Below are 23,388 nucleotides of genomic sequence, written 5' to 3'. Positions count from 1 at the left end.
CCCGGTAGTACCTGGGGAGTAAGGCAGGATAGCTTAGTTCACTTCAGCCACGATATTCTCCAAACTCCTCACGAAGCACATCGGAAATCTCTCCAACTGTTGCATATGTCTTGACTGCATCAATAATCGGCGGCATAATGTTCCCATCACCGCGTGCTGTTTCACGAACACTTTTGAGAGATGAGTCAACAGCATCGGTGTCTCGCTCCTCCTTGACCGTTTCAAGACGCTGTTTCTGCCGTTCTTCATCTGCCTCGTCAACCTCTTCAATGTCGACATGCGGGTCTTCATCGACTTCAAATTCGTTGACACCAACGATGACGCGTTCACCAGCCTCGATTTCTTGTTGTCGTTCGAAAGCAACATCCTGGATCTGACGCTGTACCCACCGTGATTTGACAGCTTCAAGCATCCCACCGCGACGGTCTACTTCTTCAATTATCTCAAATGCCTCAGCCTCAATCTCATCGGTGAGTGATTCGACATAATAGCTTCCTGCAAGTGGGTCGATTGTATCTGCAGCCCCCGATTCATGTGCAAGAATTTGCTGAGTTCGTAGTGCTGTCCGAACAGATTGCTCGGTTGGTAATGATAGTGCCTCATCTTTGCCATTCGTGTGGAGACTCTGTGTTCCACCAAGAACAGCTGCAAGTGCTTGATATGCAACACGAACAACGTTGTTTTCGACTTGTTGGGCAGTAAGCGTCGACCCACCGGTTTGAGTATGGAATTTTAGTTGTTTGGATTTTGGATTTGTCGCATCAAATCGGTCTTCAATTATCTTTGCCCACATGCGGCGAGCGGCACGAAACTTTGCAACCTCCTCAAAAATATTATTATGTGCATTGAAGAAAAATGACAATTGTGGAGCAAAATCATCGACATTAAGCCCAGCATCGATTGCTGCTTGAACGTATTCGATTCCATTACCGAGGGTAAATGCAATTTCCTGAGCAGCTGTTGATCCTGCCTCACGGATATGATATCCCGAAATTGAAATCGTGTTGAAATTTGGCGTCTCTGTCCCACAAAATTCAAAAATATCGGTAATCAGTCGCATTGAGGATTCTGGTGGATAAATATAGAGATTTCGGGCAATGTACTCTTTCAGAATATCATTTTGAATCGTCCCGCGAAGCGTCTCACGTGAGACACCCTGTTGATCACCAATCGAAATGTACATCGCTAAAAGCACCGCCGCAGGTGCATTAATTGTCATCGACGTTGAGACTTCATCAAGTGGGATTCCATCAAAAACAACCTCCATATCGCGAAGTGTATCAATCGCGACTCCAGCTTTTCCAACCTCACCAGCAGCCATCGATGCATCAGAGTCATATCCTTTTTGTGTCGGAAGGTCAAACGCCATTGACAGTCCGGATGACCCCTCATTAATCAGATAACGGAAGCGTTCATTTGTTTCTGCTGCGGTCCCCATCCCAGCGTACTGTCGCATCGTCCAGAGCCGACCGCGATGCATCGTTGAGTAGACACCGCGAGTATATGGCTCCTCACCAGGGAATCCAATATCTGATTCATATTCAATATCAGCAACATCTGCGGGCGTATATACCCGATCGACAGTCTGTCCGCCTGTATCTGTGCTAAAATGTTCCTGCCGTTCGCCGAATCGATTGAGTGTTGAATTGAGCGTTTTCTCTTCCCACTCACGTTTTCCATCGCGGATAGCCGCGAGATCGTCATCATCGAACATAGTTATTCATGAAACTAACGCGTATTGAAGTTACCTTTGGAACTGACAATATTAATCACATACTTACACGAGAACACCGATATGAGCGAAGATGAATCAGAATTACTTTATTCGATAATAGACCCGGATACCGGGAGATAACTACCCAACTTCTTTATTTTGATCTTGCCGGTCGCGGTCGCCACGTTTTTGCTATCAGCAACCATCAATTGAAATAATCATGTTTGGTGGAGGCGGAATGAATCCCCGGAAGATGAAACAAATGATGAAACAAATGGGTATCGACGTTACCGAGCTTGACGTCGAGGAGGTCCGGATTCAAACAGCAGAAGAGGATCTCGTATTTGATGATGCTCAAGTCACGCGAATGGACGCACAAGGTCAACAAACATATCAGATTGTTGGCGAACCCGAAACACGCGAACACAGCGATACACAACAGGCAGTGAGTGGCGATACCGGGGGTGATTCCAGTGGAGATAGCGATACAGGGGACATCCCAGATGCGGATATTGAAATTGTTGCAGAACGTGCTGGCGTTAACACAGATGACGCGCGCGCTGCACTTGAGTCGACTGATGGCGATCTTGCAGCCGCGATTGCCCAATTGGAGTGACTGCCTCCAGTTCGTATCTCCTTGTTAACGACGAACACGACCGTGAGTACCTCCGTGCGCCGGGCGAGGAACTGCAGACAGACCTTGGGGTACTTGAGATGCCAACAGATGTTGAACCGGGTGATATCATTGAAACGCATCTTGACGTGCCATTTACTGTTCGCCGGCTTCGTGGTCCAGATTTATTCAATCACTTCGAACGTACCGGCGCACCGATGATCCCTCGCGATATTGGACTCATGATTGGTCATACCGGCGTTGCTCGTGGTGATCGTGTGCTTGACGCTGGGACAGGAACGGGTGTGCTTGCGGCGTATCTTGGTCGACTCGGCGCTACTGTCACGAGCTATGAAATTGATCCAGAATTTGCTGATGTCGCACGTGAGAATATGTCGCTTGCTGGCGTCACAGATGCTGTCGAGGTTCGCACTGGTGACCTCACAGTAGCGTTTGATACGGTTGCCGATGAGGGACCATTCGATGTATTGACTCTTGATACGGGCGATGCCCCAGCAATTATTGAGCATGCACAGACATTGCTTGCGTCTGGTGGGTATATTGCGGTATATGTGCCATTCATTGAGCATACTCGAGACGTTGTTGAAGCAGCTCGTGAGGCTGGAGTCGGCGCAATCAAGACATATGAGACCATCCAGCGTGAGATGGACTTCGGTGAGCGAGGATCACGACCATCGACTGCTGGTGTTGGTCATACAGGATATTTGACCATCGGACGAATCGAGTGAATCGATAAAGCGAGAGCAGAGAACAGACATCGGATATGACAGATAACAGATAGCAGATGGCAGATACGGTAGCTGACGTCGATGACAGACATTAATTACTAGCTATTCATGTGTATGGCAGGTAATTGAAATTATTCAATAGATCGAATAATATCAAATAGCTCTTTTCGACCCTGGTCATGAGTAAATTGGACATGATTCGGGACAGATAATGGGTATGCTCCCCCAGCAATAATGATATCTTGTGGTTGTGCCCATGTTGTAACATATGCCTCAACAGGAGTCTGCGCACTATCATCCGCTGGGGCGACAGTAGCACGATATCGACGTATCGGCATAGTCTCATCACCACGATCAAACCGGCGTGTCTCAGTCTTGCGAATTGAATCGAACCCTCGGTTATCAAGAATATCAACGAATCGCGAGGCTGCACGATTGCGAACAAGTTTGAGAATTGAATCTGACATTGCGGTTGACCGAGAGAGTTGCAGGCGACTTGCAAAGACAAAGCGCCAGGTGGTTGTTGTGTCTTCCTGTGTACTTTCACTGACATTAATTGCAGCGCTCAGTTTTGTATCAGTAAATACACGAGTATGTGCGCGAACGGTCACAATTGTAGTATCGAATGGTGTCGTCGTTTTATCAGTCTGTAATTGCCACCGGTCGCTGAGATCAACTGTTGGCGGGGGGACATCCACCGGCACGTTTAGACAATCGGACCGTAGGCAGATATTAGTTGCCAGTAGCTCCGAGTCTAATACGACAACTCACGACGCTATTGATGCATTAATGATCGTCCTCGCGCCATTTATGATTACACTCCGTGCAGGTGAAAAACCGTGTTTCTGATTCATCAGCGGCGCGGATTTGTTTCATCTCATATCTTGCTGTATCATTACCACATTCTGGACAAATAACAGTCGTTGTTGGTCCAATGTCAGCATCATCAATATCGGATACATCGACAGCGCCGCTTTCTTGCTGACTCTCTGTGGAAGTCATCGTCGCTGAATCAGCCTCATCAGCTAGCTCTTCGGCTCCGCAATCACTGCAGATCCAGATATCATCCTGTTTCTTCATCATTGACCCGCACTCATCACAGAATTTCATTGTACACCCAGTCAGCACCCTCATGGATTTAAATTCTTAGCTTCTGGGACAGGACATACCACGGTGTGTGTCATTGTTTCCGAAGAGTTATTTTGATCATTACCATCAGACGGCGATCATAATAATGCTGAGAGATCAACTCTTAGATTCTCTATTGCTGATTTCATTATGACTCAAACTCTGGGTCGCGATCCTCAAGAAACGCTGACATTCCTTCGCGCTGGTCTGCTGTGCCGAACAGCCCACTCCATGTTCGAGCTTCATACTCAAGTCCTGTCGACCGTGGGGCACTATACGCCGTATTGAGCGCCTCTTTTGCAGCACGCATCGCAGTCGCGGGTTTAGCAGCGAGTTCCGCTGTGAGTTCTGAGATGTGCTCCGTAAGATCATCGTGTGCAACAACCTCACCGATAAGCCCGCGCTCATATGCGTCAGTCGCATCAATTCGCTCACCAAAGTAGATCATCCGGCGGGCCATTTCATCACCAACAAGTGCTGGGAGACGCTGTGTGCCGCCCCACCCTGGTATAATCCCAAGGTCAATTTCTGTCTGTCCAAAGACTGCTCGCTCAGACGCAACCCGAAGATCACATGCAAGTGCCAACTCGCATCCGCCACCGAATGCATACCCATTGACTGCGGCAACGGCTGGGGCTGGGAATGATTCAATCATATTCGCAATGCGATGTCCCTGCTCGGTATATTGTTGAGCAGCTTCAGTTCCAAATGATTGCATCCGCTCAATATCAGCACCAGCAACAAACGCCTTCTCACCTGCACCAGTAATCACAAGACACCGCGCATCGTCATCAGCAGCCGAGCGGAGGTGTGTCTCAAGTAAATCAAGAGCAGCCTCATTGAGCGCGTTCATTTGCTTTGGACGATTAACCGTAATCGTCGCGACATTGTCATCCCAATCAAGTGTAACAGGTTCAGCACCCATATGAAACCCCTTGTGTGGGTCCCTTCTAATAGTTGTTATAATCCCAGTCAGTTACTCAAACCATTGTGTGATTTCTTTGCGCTGATTCTCCTGAGCCAAATGAAGTAGTTTATGCCAACTTGATGATGTATTGCGATCACATACCGATCATTCGCATCGTCGATACCTAACATTGATTTATTGTCATTTATCGCTCGTATTTATGTAAATCGGGTGTATAACCGCTGATATGGTCCTCTCAAAGCAAGCAAAAAAACGATTGGCAGACGTTGTTCAATTACAACCGACAAAAAATAAAGAATTACAGGAGCGCTGGGGAATTGATTCCGGAAGTGAGATTCATCAGTATCTCGAGTCAGAACTTGGCGAATATTATTATCGTGATGATAACAGTCTTATCCGTGCGACTGAGGACGCAGCAGAACTCGTTGACGTTGCTCCTGGTGTTGAGGGAAGCGAGGATAATGACGGTATTCCATCAATTATTCGTGTTCCAGAGCTCCACGTACGCGTGTTTACTGTACTCGCCGGACCTGAAGATCGATCACAGAGCGTCGTCTCTGTGCTCAACGATGTCCGAGAGGAGTTTGATGTCGACCCATCTGTCGAAGATGTGAGAGCTGCATTACAGAGTCTCCGACAAAAAGATGTGGTCACAGTTGTTTATCGGACTGTCCCAACATTTCAGTTAGCAACTTCCCGTGATATGGTTGATGTTGAACAGACACAGCAGTCAGACATAGACGACGCAGCAGATGTGAACTCAGCCCACACAGACGTGAACACTCACTCAGAGCCGACGGCAAATACGGGAGATACGAGCCAACATTCCACCCTCGACACTGATACTGACGCTGTTCAGTCAGACACTCTTGAACAGATTGAGACGGAATTTGAGGATGTTAATTGAGTTGCTGCTGAGTATGCCTCTTATGATCCAAAGAACACAACGAGAGTTTCATAGCTCACCCGATCCGTGGTACTTTAAGATACGCATGTATTTTCAAAACTCCGTCTCAAAAGTGGCGAACGAATTATTTTGATTGACTGTTCTCTTCACTGCTGTTATTATCTGCTATCGAAGTATCAACTGGCGCAGAAGATGAATGCTGAGTTGAATTTGGATTCAAATCCGATACTTCGCGTTCTCGCACGCGCTCACGACGCGTCGCGAGTAACTTTTTGATTCGAGCTCCGGGACCCCCATCGAGTGGCCATCCACGCATCCGCCAGTTCGGTGGCTCTGGCTCAAATTCTGAACAGTCACCAGCACATTCTGCGGCGGTCTGTGATCGTTGTTTTGCAGCACAATATGGGATAATGCCATCACCAAATCGTTGAATCTCGAAGTGTCGACAGTCAGGACGCATTGTCTCGTGATATGATCGCCATCCCGCTCCATACGCACGCTCAGCGAGTATCAATCGCTGACGATACTGTTCGGTATTAATCACTTCATTCGTATCAGAGTCAATAGCGGTCGTTATCTCGGAGGTCTGCGAACCAGATGCTGAGTTGTGCATCGCATCTTCTTGCATACGTGATGCTTCTGTTTCTTTCTCCCGTTTTTGTGGGGTTATTCCATGCGTTGATACATTTCGGGTAGTCGTCGGATTCAATCTTGTTGGATGCCATATAACCGACGCCTCAGCCCATTCCGTATGATGAGCATCAGCATCGAAATCGAATGTAAGTATTCCAACCTCAGCCGGAAGATCCTTGAGTAACACGGGCTCAACCTCATTGTTCGTTGCTGTCGTTGCAACCCAGACCTCATCCGCAAGCGCAGTATCAACATCCCGTTGTAATTGATCGCTGAGAGCCCGGGCTGCGCTCGCATCAAGATCTGGCTTGTTCTCGATTGCAATGATACGTCGGAGCCATCGTGGATATGTTGCGACTCGTTTAATCTCGATTCTATTTCCCTGTCGACGGGTATTTATTATCCCTCGATCTGCAGCTCGATGCACTGCTGCTCGAACGTATCGCCACGGAAAGTCAGGCTGCGGGATTGCATCACGGTACCATGTCCACGTTTCCGGTGCCCACCGGACAACACGCAAGAGGTCTGAATCGAGTGTCTGTGGACCAAATTGCCTTCGTGCGTTGAGTCCTGCTGGGTCACACTCAAGTACAATCGTATCCCATCGTCGGTGTCTGGTTCCACGCTGTCGTGAAATAATAACTGCATAGTCATCATCACCAGCATCAATCTCAGTATCGCGTGGTGGCCACTCTTGTTCAGCCCACCGGCAGACAAGTAGCTCAAATCCAAACTCAGCATCACCGGGGTATTCATACATATTCGTTCAATTAAGCAAATATTCGGGTCAAGACTTCTATACCTGGATACGGGGAATTTAGCTCCGTTAGTTGAGACGGGTTAGTCGGGGTATCATCTCGTGATATCAAGTATGACTAGCTGCAGCGAGTGATACTCAAACTGGGAATCACGGGGATAGTCGCCACAGCACAGGGAATATCAGACAGTTTTCACCCCTAAATCTGTATATAAATGAACTGAAACAGAGCTCATGAGGGTTGAGATGAAATTCATGGAAGATATGTCGGTCGTTCACGGTTGGCATTTTTCGCAGCCAGTTCATCTAAATAATCATGTGCCTGTTCAAAAATCTCTCGCGGACCGTCCTGTGTAATTGTATTCAGTGCCTGCTGATAATCACGCCATTGGAGATCCCGGTGTTCATTCGAAAGTTCTGCACTTGCCTCGAAGGAGTGTGCAATGAACAGATGAACCGTTTTATGAATTGTTCTCCCACCCGCTTCAAACATGTAGTCATACTCTTTCCGAAAGCCATCAACAAGGCGAAAATCCTCAATGCCGGCTTCTTCTTCGACTTCTCTAATTGCTGTTTGCTGGAGCTCCTCTTCTCCTTCGACCCCGCCCTTTGGAAACTCCCAATCACCTGGTCGGCTTTTGAGAAGTAAATACTCCCGTTGGTCGCGAGTGTCGCGGAAGAGGATGGCTCCAGCGCTTACCGCTTCCACTGTCATTACGTGAATACATCAGACATGACGTTAAGAGAGTATCGGACGTCTATATGTGTAAATACATAATTTATCTGTTATAATTATCACCGATTCAATACTGAATGAGATAGAAGAGGGCTCAAAAACAACTGTCAATTTATTATAGACGATACTGCTCGGCATACCAAGCAACATACATCATCACTGTATATTTGAATCTGCGATTTCAACGGCGGAAAGAACTCAATAAGCCAATTGATCGCTCACCTATGTGAGATATTCCTCTCATCTAAACGAGTGATAACGCATAGATTTCATATCGATTTTTGCTTATGACATGAATGATATTATACTAGACCGATATTATTGCCCGCTGGCAAATGATCGTGCATCGCCGATATAAATATCATATGCACGTTGAACTGCCCGACGAGTGCCGATAGAGACGGTCATCAAAAATCCAGTGAATATAATTGCCGTTGTCACGGCAGCTATGACCGCAGTTACACCTGGAGTGCTTCCAAGCCTGTTGAGCAGTTCTATTGTCGCCGTCGTTACAAGTGTTGAAATAATCGTTCCGACGGTTAATTTCGCTGCCAGTGAGGCATCGAGCGGAACCCCACCAAGCACAGGTCGCGCATAATAAATAACATAAGCAAAGATCACGAGATTCATGATCGCATAGCCAATCGCCCCGGCTACGGCACCCATTTGAGCCCCGAAAAATGCTGTAATTGGGACACTGAAAATAAGCCCATATGCCTTTGTTCGAAAGCTCACACTCGGGTAGCCAAGCCCCTCCATTGCGTGCGATGATAGGGTCCAAAACCCTCGAAAAATATTGATTCCCCCGACAATCAGTGCCGTCGTTGAGAAGGACCCAACAGCTGTCCCGCCAAATGCAATCGCAGCGATCATATCATGCCCAGCGAGCAGATATCCAAGAACAAGAAAAGTAACTCCCGTTCCGCCAGTTACAGCCCCATCTAAGTATGCAAATGCAGACTCACCGGCGGAAGCATCACCGCTTACCTTCGTGAGCAGTGGCGATGCAAGCCGCCAAGAAATTGTTGCCCCAAAGTCTGCGAATCGATCTGCGGTTTCATAGATACCGACAGCTGCAGGAGTTGCGACTACGCCAAGAACATATACGGGCATATTGTAACTAAATCGATCAAGGACCTGATCCGGAATACTCCATCTTGCAAATCCCCATGCACGAGCCAACTCACGATGGGTCGGGACCGTCGGAGCAGTTCGAATAGCAATGATAACAATACCTGTGACAAACGTTCGTGTCCCAACAACGACAATAATGAGATCTGCAGGTGTTGTGAATATCCCATCAAAAAGGAGTAAAATAATGAGCTGCAGTGTCCCCTTTGTCGCTGTAATCCACGTTCCAGCGCTTGGATAGCCAATTGCAGCAACAAGACTCTGTGTAATCATTAATAACGCTGTTGAGATTGCGAGTAGAATCACCGGAATCACCAATGATGGAGCAAATGCTGTCGATTCAATCAGCACTCGCCGAAGTGGTGGAATCATGAATCCGCCAAGTATGATAGTAAGATATCCGACCGTGAATACAATCGTGAGACCGAAATACGAACTGACAGATTCACCCTGCTCGCTTCCGATTTTTTGAAGTGTCTGACTGATTCCCTTTATTGGTCGCAACACGAGCGCAATACCAATTGCAATAAAAAAGTACGTTCCAGCGACAGATGGCGTGGTAACAGCAGCATAGACAATTCCACTAAGTGCATATACCGTCGTTGAAAATAATGCTCCACCTGTCGTTCGGATTGATGAGTCGAGTAGGTTGATCTCACTCCCGTCTCGATGGCTTACCATCTACTATCATAAATAGACGATAGAACAAAAACTGACCGCGTTCACTGCCTGATATGAGACAATAGTCGGACAAGGCGACAACTCGAACCCGCTCTCTCGTAGAGACAAGAATTTATTATAGGGACCGACTGATATACATGAAGATTATTGTCCATATATTGGATTCCACACCACTAATCACAATTCGGTCATGATCGTTGACCCTCCATTGAGCGCAGGAGAGTCATAGTGACTCTTTCTTCTGAGAGATTATTATGCACATCAAAGAGCTGACAATTATATCTCTTATACATGAATAGCGAATGTCGCTCTATGGGACATCAAAATATGTTGACGATAATCTATTACATATATTTTTGTACATTGATAATAATACTGAACTATGAATATTTTAGATGCATCCATCGTCCCTGAACATGCGCGGGCAGTCAAGCAAGAAGCTCGGGAGTTTGCAATCGAACATATTGAACCTGCTGCTGAGACATACTATGAGTCCGGCAAATACCCATGGGAAGTACTTGAAGCTGGGATGAGCGCAAACCTTGTTGCACAGGATATCGCTGAGGAGTATGGTGGTCGTGGATTCGACTTACCACAGACATTAGCAATATATGAAGAACTCTATCGGGCTGATGCAAGCATTGCACTCACACTTCAACTTGCGAGTTTCGGAACAGATATTATTTACAAACACGGAACAGCAGAGCAAAATGAAAGATATGTCCGCCCAGTCGCTGAAAATGAGCAAATCACAGGATTGGCAGTTTCTGAACCCGACTCTGGAAGCGACCTAGCGGGGATGACAACAACCGCTGAAAAAGACGGTGACGAGTGGATATTAAATGGTGAGAAATACTGGGTTGGAAACGCAGTTGAAGCTGATTGGCTGACTCTGTATGCGAAAACTGGCGACGGAGATACTCGATATGATGATTATTCACTATTTATCCTACCGACTGACGCATCCGGATACACCGTTGAGCATATCCCAGAAAAGATGGCATACCGCGCTTCAAAACAAGGACACATTACACTCAATCAATGTCGGATTCCGGATTCACATCTCATTGGCGACGTCGGGGATGGGTTTGAGATAGTAACGGAGTTTTTCAATCATGGACGGGTGGACGTTGCCGGACATGGTCTTGGATTAGCCGCAGCAGCAATCGAGGAGGCAAGTCAATTTGTTCATAACCGAGAAGCCTGGGATCAACAGATTAGTGATTTTCAGGCAGTTAAACACGACCTTGCGGAGATGCGAATGGAACTTGAATCCGCCAGAGCACTGACCTGGCGGGCAGCCAAACATGTAACAGAGAATAATAACCCTGGATATTGGGCCGCTCTTGCAAAGACGACTGCGACTGAGGCTGCTGTCAATTGCGCTGAAAGCGCCATGCAACTATACGGAGGACGATCAGTGCTAAAGGAGAACAAAATTTCTCGGATATATCGTGATGTTCGCGTTCCAGTTATCTATGAAGGTGCGAATAATATCCAACGTGATTTGATCTATAAGCAGGCTGATTGGTCTTAATTAGACTAACTTTCAATTCACTGATTATCAATCTGTGTTGACTGTCAATAATAATAATACACACATTTTGATATTTTGATATTTCTTCTCTGTTAATCAACGCTATGTTTGGTGTACGGCTATCCCCTTCCTCTCCGTACTCGTCAGCGAAGCTGACTCCTTGAGGAAGGGTTCTTAGCCTTATCAAGCCAAGACTACCCATTTTGTCATAATACACATTACTCAAGATCTCAATGCACGATGTTAGCTGAATACAGGTGCTAAGCCCACATCCTCAAGGAACGAGTGAAGCGAGTGAGTAGGACGAGGGCGGGGATACAGCGTCGTCATCATCTGTTCATACAGTTCCACCGGTATATTTACGATCCTGTCGTAGCCGATAGTACGATATTCACACGCGTTTAACAGTGTTCAAGCGCGACAAGAAGCGCGTACCGTTGGTTGTGGCTGAATGTCAGTTCGGTAGGAGTGGGTCACCCCGAACCGCCCGTGAAGGGAAGTCGCCTGTGGAGTCAGGAACCGATGTGTCCACGTTGGATGTAAGTTCTGACATGGAAGCAGGAAGCCCTGTCCTCAACAAGCGAGGGACCGATAGCCCCGAGCGCGGTAGGTCAGGGTAGTTCACTCCATACAAATACGTTTCAATATTATTCTGATAGTGATAGTGATACTGAAGTGAATAGTTATGAGACACATTGCGTATCTGGACGGGGTGAGTTCCAACAAGGCGATCCATGGATTGGTTGTCTCATCATCAAGATCCGCTATATCCAATGACATATTCACACACACCCAAGCATATATTTCCATACATCCCTCACTATCGATATACGAGTTTATGAGAACGAATATTTTAATAATTAGACAATTAGTTTACTTGCTCGCTCATGATACAACCGCAATTGAGGACGGATTTTCCCGATCCAATACGTGGTGCTCTCCGCACAGATATGCGTATGCACAGCTCTCACCGTGGATATGGTTGGAGATGCAATATAAATCATTTCGCAGAAATTGGTCATTGGCTGAACAGTATCTCACATGTGGAATATTCACTCATCGTATAATGGCATCATTTTTTGGATTGTATCATACTTGTCGACGCATACAATATTGGATGACTCGCGCTCTCAATTCGAGCATATTTGTTGCAGTTGTTTTTGATAATCGATTTCACAAAACCAGTACGGAGAATTCACAGTCGTCTGAACTGTCCTTACATCCACATGTATAGATATCATATAAACTCAGTAGCTTGTAGCGAGACTGCTCGCTCTCGTCATGATCATACCGAATTAACCGTCTCTCAGCAGGAATCAGCACCAACCCAATCATCTTCTTTAGCGGGGAAACGTCATGCATAATGAAGAAATGGCATCTAAAGCCGAAGAGTTCTGGGCTCGTCGTCGTGATATCACTCCGCCAACTTATGACTCCGATAGTAAAAAGCGGCTTGTGCTGCTTGCTGATGTCAGCGATGCATTTGCCTGCTCAGCATATGAACGAGTTGTTGGCACACTCAGTGAGTTTTCATGTTTCGACCCTGTCCCACATGAGATACTTCATCTGACAGTGAAGCTCTTTGACGATCCGGTTGAGTCGGTGACCATCAATGATAATCCAATTAAACAAATTGATGAGATGATCTCATATGAAATAATGCGGACAGACCCCTTTGAGATTTCGTTAACCCAATTTAATATTTTTCCTGATGTTGTTTATGCAGAAATTGATGATGATGGAAAATTGGGCGATATCAATCGCCGACTCTGTGCGCACGCAGAAACAACCACGCTTGATCGTGATGCCGAGGAGTTCATTCCACATTTAACATTTGGATATTTGGATGATATGTCGGAATACGATAAGCTTATTAATTATCTTGAATCGAATCGAGAACTTGATCTCCCTACGCTGAATATCGATGAATTATCATTAGTTGTTCGTGAGGTTGGCGAACACCCGCCTGTTTCTAATCACCTCAAAACATACGAACTGTAATCTATCACCTGGTTCATCTTGATATATTATATCTAAGATAGATTCAAAAGATATGATTCACCGTGTTTTGCCGCTGCCACGGGTGAAGTACCTCGGGGACAAGCCCCGAGGCTTCACCACTTTGTCCGTGTCGCCCGAAAAGTGAGCGGACGGACGCAGGCGAATTTAATACCCCTCGACCTTCCCCGAGAGTGGGGTCGGCTGGAATTAACACCCGAACACCTCGCTGGTGTCCGTGAGGGTCGGTCGCTCCACCACGACCCGATAGTGTCCGTCTCACCACGTCGAAGACGCGGGTCTTGAGAGACACCACATTTCCATATCGTGTTTCAGTCAGCGTTAGATTAAGATCTTTAATCCGTCTTTTGGGTTTTCTGACTGTCCTGATATACTAGGAACGTGGTTTAGTAACTGTTCCGACAGGCTTCACCCTCGGTGTCAAGCCCCGAGGCACTCGCCTTGTTCCGCCTGTAGAATTCAATGATGTATCTTGGCTACAGCGCTACTCACGAATATACCCATCATACGGTTGATCTCTCTCTATTACGTGTAAATATATGATATACTACACGATGGGCATATGACCACACAAATAGCAGTATTCTGTATATTCTTTGTATCAAGAAGAAGCGAAATGAGCCACCAGATGAAATTATTAGCCGCAGAGTCACCCAAAGTAATATTTGGAGATTTATGCTCCGCCGGAATTATTTGAGTAGTATCGGGGTTGCAACAGCTATGTCATCACCATTCCTCTCGTCTGAGTCAGCGGAGATATTTGAGCAGACAGAATCTGAAATCACTCTTGATAAGATATTGTCAGTTGAGACGGTAACACGAGATATCGCCTGGATAAAACAAACCCTAGATAATGCACTCCCGCGGTACTGGGAACAACCGAGTGATGGAATTTATCATATTGGTCCAGATACAGAATACCGCATTCCGACGTCATACCGGACAGTAAAACTATATGCAAATCTGTTCCATCAGCAACTCAGTCAAGTCTATGAACATAATCGATACGACTGCGATAATTTTGCGTTTGATCTTCGAGACTCATTCACTCGAATGAATCCGTTCATTAATTCAGTTGGTGTAATGATTGATACGAAGAATAGCCATGCATACAACGTGATGCTGGTTGATAATGAACCGAAACAAGGCTACGGGAACACGTATATGTGGGAACCCCAGTCAGCAACTGAGGCAGAGTATCAGACTGACCGCGGGGTTCTCATCTTATAATCAATACGACATGTGATACGGTCAAATATTCATTCGACAGTTTCTCCCTGTCTATAATCCAATGAGATCATCAATCTCAATCTCAGAAACGTGCCCTCCACAGACAGCGCACTCATCAACGTCATTCGGTGCAGATCCACCTTCCATATGCAGGTTTCCACACTCAACACATGCCTCAAATTCTGCGTCTAGCATTGTGCCACATTATGAAAATCAAAAATAATAGAACTTATGATGAATATGCATAAATTGACATTTCTGGAATATATCGCACGGTAACATGCCATCACAGGAAGAATGATAAACCAGATTTAATATTATCCTCAGATACAAATATACCTTACTAGCAATGCTATATGATGAAGTCGACACAGAGAATTATTATGGGGTCGGAGGGATTTGAACCCCCGATCGACTGATATCTCCGGTTCGCGCCTCGGTACCCCAGAGGGTCGTCACTGCGATCAATGATCAGTTGATCGCTCGGTATATCAGTCTGGAGTATCGTCACCGGGCGGTCTGCCTCTGGAGTCAGTCGCCATACCGGGCTTGGCCACGACCCCCCAGTCAGCAAATTAGTATAAACTGATGCTGCCTAAAGTGGTTACGATTATAAATGACGCATCGTCTCAGCGATCATCGGTCCGTGTCAGACCATGAACACTCTTGACATTTATATGCAGTAACAAACTCAGTAACGCTCGGCATATACCCAACAGAAATAACATTTTCATCACATTCTGGGCAAGAGCGATCAGCGTCTTCGATCGGCTCAGCTTCAAGTGGACGTTCACCTTCAACGAGCTCTGCAAGACGTTCTGGCGTCACCATTCGGCCCTCGACGACACGGTTGCTCATACGATAGTGCATGATATCAAACGATGTAAGTCCGTCGTGTCTCCTGAAAAGTGATCTACGCCAACGCTCTGATTGGTTGAGTGTGGTTATGATGCTTTCTGATTGTATCAAGAGGATGATATACTCATGTTTGATACAGTCGTCTGTATAATTTATTCGAATTCTTCACTCCCTACATATTAGTTTCAGTATATTGTCATGAATTACACTGAACTAGAATATGGAGGTACGTGAACAGATCATTACTGACTTCACGCTCAGAGCCATGGTGCATGCGAATCGCTATCGTCTGGGAATCCATATCCAGTCTCTCCAGAATCCGAGTCTGACTCTGTATCCGCTGTATGAGACTCACGTTCGACATTATCAACTGATGCTGCGATGTTACTCTTCGTTCCAACACTCGAGGTTGAACCTGGAGTTGACTCAGATGGTGATGATGATGATGGAACCGTCTCGGAAGCAGTCGTCTCCGGTCGGTCACTGCCGACTGCATGACCAGCAGCTGCTACAGAGTTTCCGACAGTTGGACTATCAGGATCATATGCAAAGACTGCGGTCACACAGAGAACGCCAAGAGCAACTGGTGCTTCCGTTGGAAGTAGCCCCAATACATCAAGTGCAAGCATCCCTAACGCAACCGAACTTCCAAACCGGAAACGATCAAGTTCGACGACGCCTCGAAGACGTGGCGCAAAGAGTGCAACAATCAGCGCAAACCCAACACCAACGCCGGCGGCGGCGACTGCCTGTGCAATTGTCTCAATGTTTGGATCGATAATGAGTGATGCGTTATTAAGATCGACACTCGCGACTAATCCAAGACCAATGATGATACTTGAGGAGGGGAGGTACTCACCAACCTTCGCGGAGGCTGTTTTTGCAGCGACAGCGAGAATGACCAATCCAGCAAATCGATGGAAGACAGCAAAGTCAAGTACTGATTTCAATGTTTCAGCGAATAACGCCTCAACTCCAGCGACTGGCAGTAATATTGCGCCCAAGATAAGCACTGAGCGAACCTGTTCTCGACGAGAGCCATCCATTTCTGCAAGGATGACTGCAACAGTCGCTGAGCCCCCAAATATCAATAGCCCGGTTTCGAGAATGCCAAGCGGACTATCAAGCGCACCAGCAATAATTAATGCCGGAAAGATGCCATCAACCAGTGGGAGCGCCATAACGGTCGCTAAAAGCCGGGTTGCACTTCCTACCTGTTGCTCAAGACGAAGCGCAACCGGATGTCGTGAAACACTCATTCGGAATTAATGGCCGTCACCATCGGCCAACCGGCGATACCGACGGTCACCCGGATGCAGGTCTTCTGATATAAGTGCAGACCCGACACCGGACGATCGCCCGCGCACTCCATATCCGCCACGAACAAATGCTGTTGTCAGTGTTGATAGCAGCATTCGATTTGTCCGCTTGAGTGTGTCCCACATCTGTGTAAATGTTGTATTAAATGCCTCACCAAAGTCGTCGCTTGACTGGCTGGCGATACACGATGCAGCGGGACACGTGGAGTCCATATGTACAATACGTTGACTGATTGGTTTAATGTTTGTGTGAGATACAACGGCATGGTATCAGAATTGAGGTTGATCCATCAATAGTAGTAGTACTGTAGGTACAGATTCGTGTAATTGACGCGGTATGCCAGCAATACACAAGTGTATTGATTCTCGCAATGTTTTTGTCGATTCCCTGTTGACCGTTTACATGGAGAAGAACGTTTCTGAGGGAGGGCAGTTTTCTGAGAAATTACGGGTGCCTGAAGCACTTACATTTGATGATGTGCTCTTACGACCGATGGAGAGTCGGGTTGAACCCGATGCTGCAGATGTCTCAACCCGGGTTTCACGAAATGTTGAATTAAACATCCCGATTGTTTCCGCAGCAATGGATACTGTAACAGAGAGTGGAACAGCAATTGGAATGGCTCGCGAGGGAGGGTTAGGTGTCCTACATCGGAATATGGACACACCACAGATGATTGCTGAGATTGAACAGGTCAAACGTGCTGATGAATTGGTCATCCGTCGTGAGAACGTTATAACCGCAAGTCCAACACAGACCGTCCGTGAGGTTGATGCGATGATGGAGCGTGAGGGTGTTTCGGGGGCGCCTGTTGTGGATGGTGATGATACCGTCTTGGGAATTATCTCTGGAACAGATATTCGCCCATATCTTGAGGTTGGCGATTCAGACGCTGTCAGTGAGGCAATGACCGATGAGGTGGTGACAGCCTCACTCACTGTCGATGCTCGCGATGCGCTTGAGTTAATGTATGATCATAAAATTGAGCGTGTCCCACTTGTTGACAAATCAAATCGTCTTGTTGGGCTTATTACCATGCAGGGAATCCTCCAGCGGCGCCAACATGAAGATGCAATCCGGGATGATGATGGGCGTCTTCGCGTTGGAGCGGCTGTTGGTCCGTTTGAGACTGATCGTGCAGTGGCTGCTGATGAGGCTGGTGCTGATATTCTGTTTATCGATTGCGCACATGCCCACAATCTCAATGTGCTCGATAATGCCCGTGAAATCAAAACAACCGTTGGGGCTGATGTTGTTGTCGGAAATATCGGAACTCGAGAAGCAGCTGAAGCCGCTGTTGATTTTGCTGATGGACTGAAAGTTGGTATTGGACCTGGGTCAATCTGTACGACCCGTGTTGTCTCTGGAGCGGGGATGCCGCAGATTACAGCTATTGCAGAGGTTGCGGATGTTGCTGCCCCAGCAGGGATTCCAGTGATTGCTGATGGTGGAATCAGGTACTCTGGCGATGCAATTAAGGCGATTGCTGCTGGTGCGGACGCCGTGATGCTTGGTTCATACTTTGCAGGAACCGATGAGGCTCCGGGGCGTGTTATTACGATGAACGGAAAGAAATACAAACAATATCGTGGGATGGGCTCCGTTGGTGCGATGAAATCAGGCGGTGGTGACCGATATTTGAAAGAAGCTGATGAGGATGACGAGTTCGTTCCTGAAGGGGTAGAAGCAGCAACGCCGTATAAAGGAACACTCGCATCGGAGCTGTATCAACTCGTTGGCGGGATGCGCTCTGGAATGGGATATGTCGGAGCTGAAACGCTCCCTGGATTCAAAGAGCGTTCGGAGTTTGTCCGGGTTTCAAGCGCTGGGCAGACTGAAGGTCATCCTCACGATGTTATGATAACTGATGAAGCGCCGAATTACAGTCCAAAAGGAAACTAGATCTAGATTCAAATTCAGATCCAGATCGAGGTCAAGGTCGAGATCCAGATACAGATACAGACACAAACAAAAGCGATGATGTCGATACCAAGAGTTCGAAGTGATGCTCATCAGAATCCCATCAATCATTAATCATTGCATCAACAGGTGTTAGCCGCTTGGAATCATACCCATTGTATGTCGACGCATCCGGGATTTCACTCACTCACAACCGAAACGGATACGTCAATATCAGTTGAGGGGTCACTCCCATCATGGCTCACTGGAACACTCATTCGAAACGGACCAGGGGCATTTTCATTCCCCGAGGGAAGCTCAGTTGATCATTGGTTCGATGGGCTTGCAATGCTCACGCGATTTACTTTTGAGCCTGTGAATGGCGCAGATGATGTAATTCACTATCAGAACCGATTTCTCCGAACAGATGCATACGCGGATGCCCGCGAAGGAGAGTTTACCGGGGGGTTCGCAACCGGTGAAACAACACTTCGATCGCGTCTCGCTGGATTTCTGACAGCGCCATATGATAATACAAATATTATTATCGAACGTGTTGACAATACATTCCTTGCTCTTACTGAATCGCCCCGAAGCGTCTCAGTCGATCCAACAACACTCGAAACAGATGGGCACATTGAATATGATGGCACAGAACCAACCGGGCAGTTACGATGTGCACATTTCCGACGTGACCCAGCAACAGGGACACTCCTGACTGTCGATACATCATTTGGTCGGACGAATGAATATCATATTTATACACTCGATAGCACTGATTCACAGACGCATGTCGGGAGTGTCCCCACTGAGAAACCAGCATATATGCATAGCTTCGGTCTCACACCTCGATATGTTATTCTGACAGAATTTCCACTCCGGCTTGACCCACTCCAATTCCTACGCCCGGGTCGTCAAGATCCATTTATTGAACAGTTTGAATGGGAACCTGATCGTGGGACACGAATCATCATCATTGACCGAACAACCGGCGATATCGTTGCTGAACCTGTTGTTGACCCAGTGTTTGGGTTTCATCATATCAATGCATTCGAGCGAGATGGCGGTCGTACGGTGGTATTTGATCTTGAGACAGTCCCTGATGATACATCGATTGATTCATTATATCTTGATACACTGCGTAACGGTGAGTTGGGGACGCTTGCCGGTCGGCTTGAGCGGTTTGTTGTCGATCTTGGGTCGATAGCTGATGACCGATATGGCAATCATACTGCAACAGTCAGCCAGCAGATGTTATATGATGATGGAACTGCCCTTCCGACAGCATCACCAGCGCAGTGGTGTCAGCCACATCGCTATATTTACGCGATGAGCATGGAGCAACCGGTAACAGAGTGGGCTCAAGCAGTGATGAAATTCGACACTCACACGACACATTCAATTGAATATCAACAGGGTGCTGATTACTTTAGTGAGCCAATTTTTGTCCCCAATCCAACTGGTAATTCACGCGATGATGGCGTTGTTCTTACACTCGGACTTGATGCTGACCAAGATCGATCGCGGCTGTTCGTGCTGTCTGGTGACACACTCGCCGAACGCGCCCGAATTACTCTCCCGCATGCTGTGCCGTTTGATTTCCATGGAAGATATTTCCCGAATGTCCACGTTGCCTGACTCATCGCGTGTCACAAGATACAGACATATTGCAGCGAATTCTTGTATATGAAAGTCGAGACATATGATTCATTATCGGGACAGGTTGCACTGGTTACGGGTGCAAATCGAGGTATTGGTGCTGAGATTGCCCGCATGCTTGCCGAGGAAGGAGCAACGGTGTATGCCGGTGCACGACGCCCAGAAACAGTCACAGCGTCCAATCAGCGCGCCATCGAAATCGATGTCACTGATGATACGCAAATGGAGTCAGCAATCAGTACAATCGATGACGCTGAGGGTCAACTTGATATTCTCGTGAATAATGCAGGCGTGCGAGGACCAACGACATCACTTGAGGATGCACCAATCGATGAGATTGATCAAACATTTGCAGTGAATCTTCGTGGACCAGTTGTTCTGACAAAATATGCACTTCCACTACTTCGTGAGCAAGCGGGTGCGCGTGTTGTCAACCTTTCATCTGGGCTTGGCGCAATCGGTCCGGGGATGGATGGCGGCTCACCGCCATATCGTGTTTCAAAAACAGGACTGAATGGATTTACCGCATATCTTCATGGGGAATATGCAACTGAAGGGCTCATTGCGAACGCCGCCCGACCTGGCTGGGTGCAAACTGAACTCGCAACACCCGGTGCACCACGGACACCAACTGAGGGAGCAGATACCCCAGCATGGTTAGCACGATTCAAACCAAACGCGCCTGCTGGTCGATGCTGGCGAGATCGGATGCCAATCGGATGGTAGCTCTTTGAAGACAGACATATTCTCTCATTCATAATTATCACATATCCTGTGTAAGCTGTTGCCGGAGATGCCGAGCTGACGGGAGAAGTCGCCGTTCACGTTGCGATGGTATTATGATATATGATGGCAAGCACAAATCACGTGCAACCAATCGCTCATCGCGGCTGTCCACACCAATATCCAGAGAACACACTCAGGGCGCTTCAAAACGCTGGAAGCAGCGCCGGTGCGGTTGAATTTGATGTCCGTCGCTGTGGAACAGGCGAATCTGTCGTAATACATGATAACAGACTTGATCGTGTCACCGATGTTGATGGGCTTGTTTCAGATACCTCGGTGTCCGAACTACAACAAGTGCATGTTGCGGGTTCGACTGCACATGTGCCAACATTACAGGAGGTCTTTCAGACAGTATCTACAGACGTTACATTGCACATTGAACTGAAAGAGCCATCTGTTATTGATGATGTTGTGATGTATATTAACCAGTTTGACCATGATGTTATTGTCTCATCATTTGCCCCGACTGCACTAACTGCAGCTGTCTCAGCGGGTCTCACAGACGTTGCATTACTATTTGCAACAGACCCACAGGATGCACTCATGCGTGCCATCAAAATCGGATGTACAGCAGTTCATCCCTCAGCATCACTTTGTATCGAAACCGACATTGTCAGCGCAGCTCATGAACAAGGACTGTATGTTAACGCATGGACTGTTGAGGACGCTGAAACGCTGACTGCGTTAGCCAGGATTAGTGGAGATGATCACTCCACAGCAGTCGACGGTGTTATTATTGATGATTGCTCACTCATCGAGCGGTGTCAGACGCTTGGATGAGTATGAAAAAGTAATTCGACTCGATATCTGAGACGTCTAGGCAGACTCAAATTGATATGTAAGAATTTTATTTGTTGGATCCCACTCAAAATCATCAGTATGAACACGCTGCATCCGTTCTCGATATGCTGTCAGTGACTCTGATCCTTCCCGTTGAGCGTCTAAATCTGTTAAATCACCAAGTGTCCGTTCATCAACACTCGATATAACGAATACATCCTCATCGATAGAAAACGTGTCACCCTCTGAGGCATATTTATTTGTCGCCCCGCGACTCAGTTGGGTAATATCTTCATTACGAACAGCGTTCTTTACGTGTTCATTCGGTAAGAGCGCATCCGAATCAATCTCTGTCATCAATGGTACTGTGTAATGAGTATTCAAAAGAGATGCGACACTCATCAGCTCGCCACGTTATATATAAAAGAGAGGCTGCCTCTAGATGTATGAATCAAATATGTCATACTTATTTTATCATACCTTCATACTATTGGCTATAACTACGTGGAGATTTCCGACACCTCGGGGTGCCGAAATCCTTCGCGTGACTATAGCCAACAGTATCAGGAAAATTGGTGCGAATACCTGATCAAGTACAATCGATATGAATGATGTGATTTTATGAAGCTTCATCTAATGAGATATAATTACAGAAACAATGCTAGATCCGATCACTCAATTTGGATCACTTATATTCTCATTCTCAGTGACAATCTATGACAAGCTTCTCATTGCAATCCCACTTATCGTATGTATCACATACATTACGTGTGCAATTGCACTTACATTATCTCAGATAGCCTCGATGGGCGTTGCCTCACTCGCTGGGGGTATTGTTGTTGGAGATGCATTATTTATTAATCATCCTAGATTGGATTCGTCATAAGCGGACGCAAATCCTCTCGTTGATACCTGTGTCAGCGTGACAATATGATTGCTAGCACTCATAGTGATCAGTGCAAGTCTTTACCGCCGTGATCATTCCTGTCGGTGATGGGAGTCGCTAAACCCGCGTCATTCGACACCCCGGAGGAAATCTCCGCTGCAATAGTCACGCTGAGATTTGGGACTCCGGAGCTTGAACTGACAGGCAAGCCTATCTATAGATAGGAATCAGATTGGGAACAGGGCAGGGCGATTCCGGTCACTCCGACGATGGCGGCCTGTCCGCCCCATGCACTCAGACAGGAATCGGAACCAGTCAGGTGAACGGTCGGTTCATATAATATACTGAACCGATGCAGATGCAGTTGCAGTGCCCGACTGCTTGCAAACACCGCAGAAAGTAACTTCGAGTCTGTCGAAATCTGCCGGATTCTCCGG

Annotated in this window: 24 protein-coding genes, 1 tRNA gene and 1 pseudogene; 12 read left to right on the top strand and 14 right to left on the bottom strand. The window is 47.0% G+C overall.

Going from position 1 to position 23,388, the window contains the following annotated elements; all coding sequences use genetic code 11:
* Positions 1-43 precede the first annotated feature (43 nt).
* Positions 44-1,714 (bottom strand): acyl-CoA mutase large subunit family protein, encoded by a 1,671-nt coding sequence (locus HQRW_RS07415; RefSeq protein WP_014556106.1) that lies wholly within the window; start codon positions 1,712-1,714, stop codon positions 44-46.
* 220 nt (positions 1,715-1,934) lie between these two features.
* Here HQRW_RS07415 and HQRW_RS07410 point away from each other — a divergent pair, with 220 nt between their 5' ends.
* A complete protein-coding gene (locus HQRW_RS07410; protein WP_014556105.1) occupies positions 1,935-2,330 on the top strand; it encodes a nascent polypeptide-associated complex protein in 396 nt (131 codons plus the stop codon).
* Entirely contained in the window at positions 2,327-3,076 is a 750-nt protein-coding gene (locus HQRW_RS07405; RefSeq protein WP_014556104.1) for a methyltransferase domain-containing protein, read from the top strand. Before HQRW_RS07410 ends, HQRW_RS07405 begins: the two co-directional genes overlap by 4 nt.
* A 131-nt stretch (positions 3,077-3,207) precedes the next feature.
* On the opposite strand, the gene HQRW_RS07400 is transcribed toward HQRW_RS07405, so the two are convergent.
* From HQRW_RS07400 to HQRW_RS07390, 3 genes are all read right to left on the bottom strand, one after another.
* Positions 3,208-3,780 (bottom strand): hypothetical protein, encoded by a 573-nt coding sequence (locus HQRW_RS07400; protein ID WP_014556103.1) that lies wholly within the window; start codon positions 3,778-3,780, stop codon positions 3,208-3,210.
* An 82-nt stretch (positions 3,781-3,862) separates the two neighbouring features.
* Entirely contained in the window at positions 3,863-4,186 is a 324-nt protein-coding gene (locus HQRW_RS07395; protein WP_014556102.1) for a transcription factor S, read from the bottom strand.
* 166 nt (positions 4,187-4,352) lie between these two features.
* Positions 4,353-5,129 (bottom strand): enoyl-CoA hydratase/isomerase family protein, encoded by a 777-nt coding sequence (locus HQRW_RS07390; protein ID WP_011571638.1) that lies wholly within the window; start codon positions 5,127-5,129, stop codon positions 4,353-4,355.
* A gap of 229 nt (positions 5,130-5,358) precedes the next feature.
* Between HQRW_RS07390 and HQRW_RS07385 the strand changes: the two are divergent.
* A pseudogene (locus tag HQRW_RS07385) lies at positions 5,359-5,850 on the top strand (DUF5797 family protein); the annotation flags it as partial.
* A 313-nt stretch (positions 5,851-6,163) separates the two neighbouring features.
* Here HQRW_RS07385 and HQRW_RS07380 read toward each other — a convergent pair.
* The 3 genes from HQRW_RS07380 to HQRW_RS07370 form a co-directional block, all read right to left on the bottom strand.
* Positions 6,164-7,432, bottom strand: coding sequence for a DUF5787 family protein (locus HQRW_RS07380; RefSeq protein WP_014556100.1), 1,269 nt, complete (start codon positions 7,430-7,432; stop codon positions 6,164-6,166).
* A gap of 250 nt (positions 7,433-7,682) precedes the next feature.
* On the bottom strand, positions 7,683-8,144 hold the full coding sequence (locus HQRW_RS07375) for a bis(5'-nucleosyl)-tetraphosphatase (protein WP_011571635.1): 462 nt from the start codon (positions 8,142-8,144) through the stop codon (positions 7,683-7,685).
* Between the two features lie 339 nt (positions 8,145-8,483).
* Positions 8,484-9,977, bottom strand: a complete 1,494-nt coding sequence (locus HQRW_RS07370; RefSeq protein ID WP_014556099.1) for a polysaccharide biosynthesis protein — start codon at positions 9,975-9,977, stop codon at positions 8,484-8,486.
* A 382-nt stretch (positions 9,978-10,359) separates the two neighbouring features.
* Between HQRW_RS07370 and HQRW_RS07365 the strand changes: the two genes are divergently transcribed.
* The 3 genes from HQRW_RS07365 (at position 10,360) to HQRW_RS07355 (ending at position 13,515) form a co-directional block, all read left to right on the top strand.
* Complete coding sequence (locus HQRW_RS07365) at positions 10,360-11,514, top strand: acyl-CoA dehydrogenase family protein (protein WP_014556098.1); 1,155 nt, start codon at positions 10,360-10,362, stop codon at positions 11,512-11,514.
* Between the two features lie 443 nt (positions 11,515-11,957).
* Complete coding sequence (locus HQRW_RS15515; RefSeq protein ID WP_158307741.1) at positions 11,958-12,134, top strand: hypothetical protein; 177 nt, start codon at positions 11,958-11,960, stop codon at positions 12,132-12,134.
* A 736-nt stretch (positions 12,135-12,870) separates the two neighbouring features.
* Positions 12,871-13,515 (top strand): 2'-5' RNA ligase family protein, encoded by a 645-nt coding sequence (locus HQRW_RS07355; protein WP_014556097.1) that lies wholly within the window; start codon positions 12,871-12,873, stop codon positions 13,513-13,515.
* Positions 13,516-13,558: 43 nt separating this feature from the next.
* Here HQRW_RS07355 and HQRW_RS15510 read toward each other — a convergent pair whose 3' ends face one another.
* Positions 13,559-13,825 (bottom strand): hypothetical protein, encoded by a 267-nt coding sequence (locus tag HQRW_RS15510; protein ID WP_149031533.1) that lies wholly within the window; start codon positions 13,823-13,825, stop codon positions 13,559-13,561.
* 428 nt (positions 13,826-14,253) lie between these two features.
* Here HQRW_RS15510 and HQRW_RS07350 point away from each other — a divergent pair, with 428 nt between their 5' ends.
* Entirely contained in the window at positions 14,254-14,763 is a 510-nt protein-coding gene (locus tag HQRW_RS07350) for a hypothetical protein (RefSeq protein WP_231852276.1), read from the top strand.
* 51 nt (positions 14,764-14,814) lie between these two features.
* On the opposite strand, the gene HQRW_RS16110 is transcribed toward HQRW_RS07350, so the two are convergent.
* From HQRW_RS16110 to HQRW_RS07335, 5 genes are all read right to left on the bottom strand, one after another.
* On the bottom strand, positions 14,815-14,958 hold the full coding sequence (locus HQRW_RS16110) for a hypothetical protein (protein WP_011571630.1): 144 nt from the start codon (positions 14,956-14,958) through the stop codon (positions 14,815-14,817).
* A 189-nt stretch (positions 14,959-15,147) separates the two neighbouring features.
* A tRNA-Trp gene (locus HQRW_RS15505) sits at positions 15,148-15,326 on the bottom strand.
* Positions 15,327-15,399: 73 nt separating this feature from the next.
* The gene (locus HQRW_RS07345) at positions 15,400-15,621 is read right to left on the bottom strand and encodes a DUF5795 family protein (RefSeq protein ID WP_014556095.1); all 222 of its coding nucleotides are present in this window, start codon (positions 15,619-15,621) and stop codon (positions 15,400-15,402) included.
* A 257-nt stretch (positions 15,622-15,878) separates the two neighbouring features.
* Positions 15,879-16,880 (bottom strand): DUF5794 domain-containing protein, encoded by a 1,002-nt coding sequence (locus HQRW_RS07340; protein ID WP_014556094.1) that lies wholly within the window; start codon positions 16,878-16,880, stop codon positions 15,879-15,881.
* Positions 16,881-16,886: 6 nt separating this feature from the next.
* The gene (locus HQRW_RS07335; protein WP_014556093.1) at positions 16,887-17,153 is read right to left on the bottom strand and encodes a hypothetical protein; all 267 of its coding nucleotides are present in this window, start codon (positions 17,151-17,153) and stop codon (positions 16,887-16,889) included.
* A 190-nt stretch (positions 17,154-17,343) separates the two neighbouring features.
* Here HQRW_RS07335 and guaB point away from each other — a divergent pair, with 190 nt between their 5' ends.
* The 4 genes from guaB (at position 17,344) to HQRW_RS07315 (ending at position 22,065) form a co-directional block, all read left to right on the top strand.
* Entirely contained in the window at positions 17,344-18,843 is a 1,500-nt protein-coding gene (gene guaB / locus HQRW_RS07330) for an IMP dehydrogenase (RefSeq protein WP_014556092.1), read from the top strand.
* A gap of 177 nt (positions 18,844-19,020) precedes the next feature.
* Positions 19,021-20,478, top strand: a complete 1,458-nt coding sequence (locus HQRW_RS07325) for a carotenoid oxygenase family protein (RefSeq protein ID WP_014556091.1) — start codon at positions 19,021-19,023, stop codon at positions 20,476-20,478.
* 48 nt (positions 20,479-20,526) lie between these two features.
* A complete protein-coding gene (locus tag HQRW_RS07320) occupies positions 20,527-21,225 on the top strand; it encodes an SDR family NAD(P)-dependent oxidoreductase (RefSeq protein ID WP_014556090.1) in 699 nt (232 codons plus the stop codon).
* 120 nt (positions 21,226-21,345) lie between these two features.
* Positions 21,346-22,065, top strand: a complete 720-nt coding sequence (locus tag HQRW_RS07315; protein ID WP_014556089.1) for a glycerophosphodiester phosphodiesterase — start codon at positions 21,346-21,348, stop codon at positions 22,063-22,065.
* A gap of 36 nt (positions 22,066-22,101) precedes the next feature.
* Here HQRW_RS07315 and HQRW_RS07310 read toward each other — a convergent pair whose 3' ends face one another.
* On the bottom strand, positions 22,102-22,422 hold the full coding sequence (locus HQRW_RS07310; protein WP_014556088.1) for an ASCH domain-containing protein: 321 nt from the start codon (positions 22,420-22,422) through the stop codon (positions 22,102-22,104).
* 301 nt (positions 22,423-22,723) lie between these two features.
* Between HQRW_RS07310 and HQRW_RS07305 the strand changes: the two genes are divergently transcribed.
* The gene (locus HQRW_RS07305; protein WP_014556087.1) at positions 22,724-22,951 is read left to right on the top strand and encodes a hypothetical protein; all 228 of its coding nucleotides are present in this window, start codon (positions 22,724-22,726) and stop codon (positions 22,949-22,951) included.
* Positions 22,952-23,388 lie beyond the last annotated feature (437 nt).

The organism is Haloquadratum walsbyi C23, from assembly GCF_000237865.1.
GTDB lineage: Archaea > Halobacteriota > Halobacteria > Halobacteriales > Haloferacaceae > Haloquadratum > Haloquadratum walsbyi.
Note: the sequence above shows the minus strand (reverse complement) of the source record. Positions and strands in the feature narration are given on the sequence as shown.

What these genes read in the sequence shown, in the direction of transcription:
- HQRW_RS07415 (WP_014556106.1), bottom strand. Translation starts at nt 1,714, where the DNA reads ATGTTCGATGATGACGATCTCGCGGCTATCCGCGATGGAAAACGTGAG.
- HQRW_RS07410 (WP_014556105.1), top strand. Translation starts at nt 1,935, where the DNA reads ATGTTTGGTGGAGGCGGAATGAATCCCCGGAAGATGAAACAAATGATG.
- HQRW_RS07395 (WP_014556102.1), bottom strand. Translation starts at nt 4,186, where the DNA reads ATGAAATTCTGTGATGAGTGCGGGTCAATGATGAAGAAACAGGATGAT.
- HQRW_RS07390 (WP_011571638.1), bottom strand. Translation starts at nt 5,129, where the DNA reads ATGGGTGCTGAACCTGTTACACTTGATTGGGATGACAATGTCGCGACG.
- HQRW_RS07380 (WP_014556100.1), bottom strand. Translation starts at nt 7,432, where the DNA reads ATGTATGAATACCCCGGTGATGCTGAGTTTGGATTTGAGCTACTTGTC.
- HQRW_RS07375 (WP_011571635.1), bottom strand. Translation starts at nt 8,144, where the DNA reads ATGACAGTGGAAGCGGTAAGCGCTGGAGCCATCCTCTTCCGCGACACT.
- HQRW_RS07370 (WP_014556099.1), bottom strand. Translation starts at nt 9,977, where the DNA reads ATGGTAAGCCATCGAGACGGGAGTGAGATCAACCTACTCGACTCATCA.
- HQRW_RS07365 (WP_014556098.1), top strand. Translation starts at nt 10,360, where the DNA reads ATGAATATTTTAGATGCATCCATCGTCCCTGAACATGCGCGGGCAGTC.
- HQRW_RS07355 (WP_014556097.1), top strand. Translation starts at nt 12,871, where the DNA reads ATGCATAATGAAGAAATGGCATCTAAAGCCGAAGAGTTCTGGGCTCGT.
- HQRW_RS07350 (WP_231852276.1), top strand. Translation starts at nt 14,254, where the DNA reads ATGTCATCACCATTCCTCTCGTCTGAGTCAGCGGAGATATTTGAGCAG.
- HQRW_RS16110 (WP_011571630.1), bottom strand. Translation starts at nt 14,958, where the DNA reads ATGCTAGACGCAGAATTTGAGGCATGTGTTGAGTGTGGAAACCTGCAT.
- HQRW_RS07345 (WP_014556095.1), bottom strand. Translation starts at nt 15,621, where the DNA reads ATGAGCAACCGTGTCGTCGAGGGCCGAATGGTGACGCCAGAACGTCTT.
- HQRW_RS07340 (WP_014556094.1), bottom strand. Translation starts at nt 16,880, where the DNA reads ATGAGTGTTTCACGACATCCGGTTGCGCTTCGTCTTGAGCAACAGGTA.
- HQRW_RS07335 (WP_014556093.1), bottom strand. Translation starts at nt 17,153, where the DNA reads ATGGACTCCACGTGTCCCGCTGCATCGTGTATCGCCAGCCAGTCAAGC.
- guaB (WP_014556092.1), top strand. Translation starts at nt 17,344, where the DNA reads ATGGAGAAGAACGTTTCTGAGGGAGGGCAGTTTTCTGAGAAATTACGG.
- HQRW_RS07325 (WP_014556091.1), top strand. Translation starts at nt 19,021, where the DNA reads ATGTCGACGCATCCGGGATTTCACTCACTCACAACCGAAACGGATACG.
- HQRW_RS07320 (WP_014556090.1), top strand. Translation starts at nt 20,527, where the DNA reads ATGAAAGTCGAGACATATGATTCATTATCGGGACAGGTTGCACTGGTT.
- HQRW_RS07315 (WP_014556089.1), top strand. Translation starts at nt 21,346, where the DNA reads ATGATGGCAAGCACAAATCACGTGCAACCAATCGCTCATCGCGGCTGT.
- HQRW_RS07310 (WP_014556088.1), bottom strand. Translation starts at nt 22,422, where the DNA reads ATGACAGAGATTGATTCGGATGCGCTCTTACCGAATGAACACGTAAAG.
- HQRW_RS07305 (WP_014556087.1), top strand. Translation starts at nt 22,724, where the DNA reads ATGCTAGATCCGATCACTCAATTTGGATCACTTATATTCTCATTCTCA.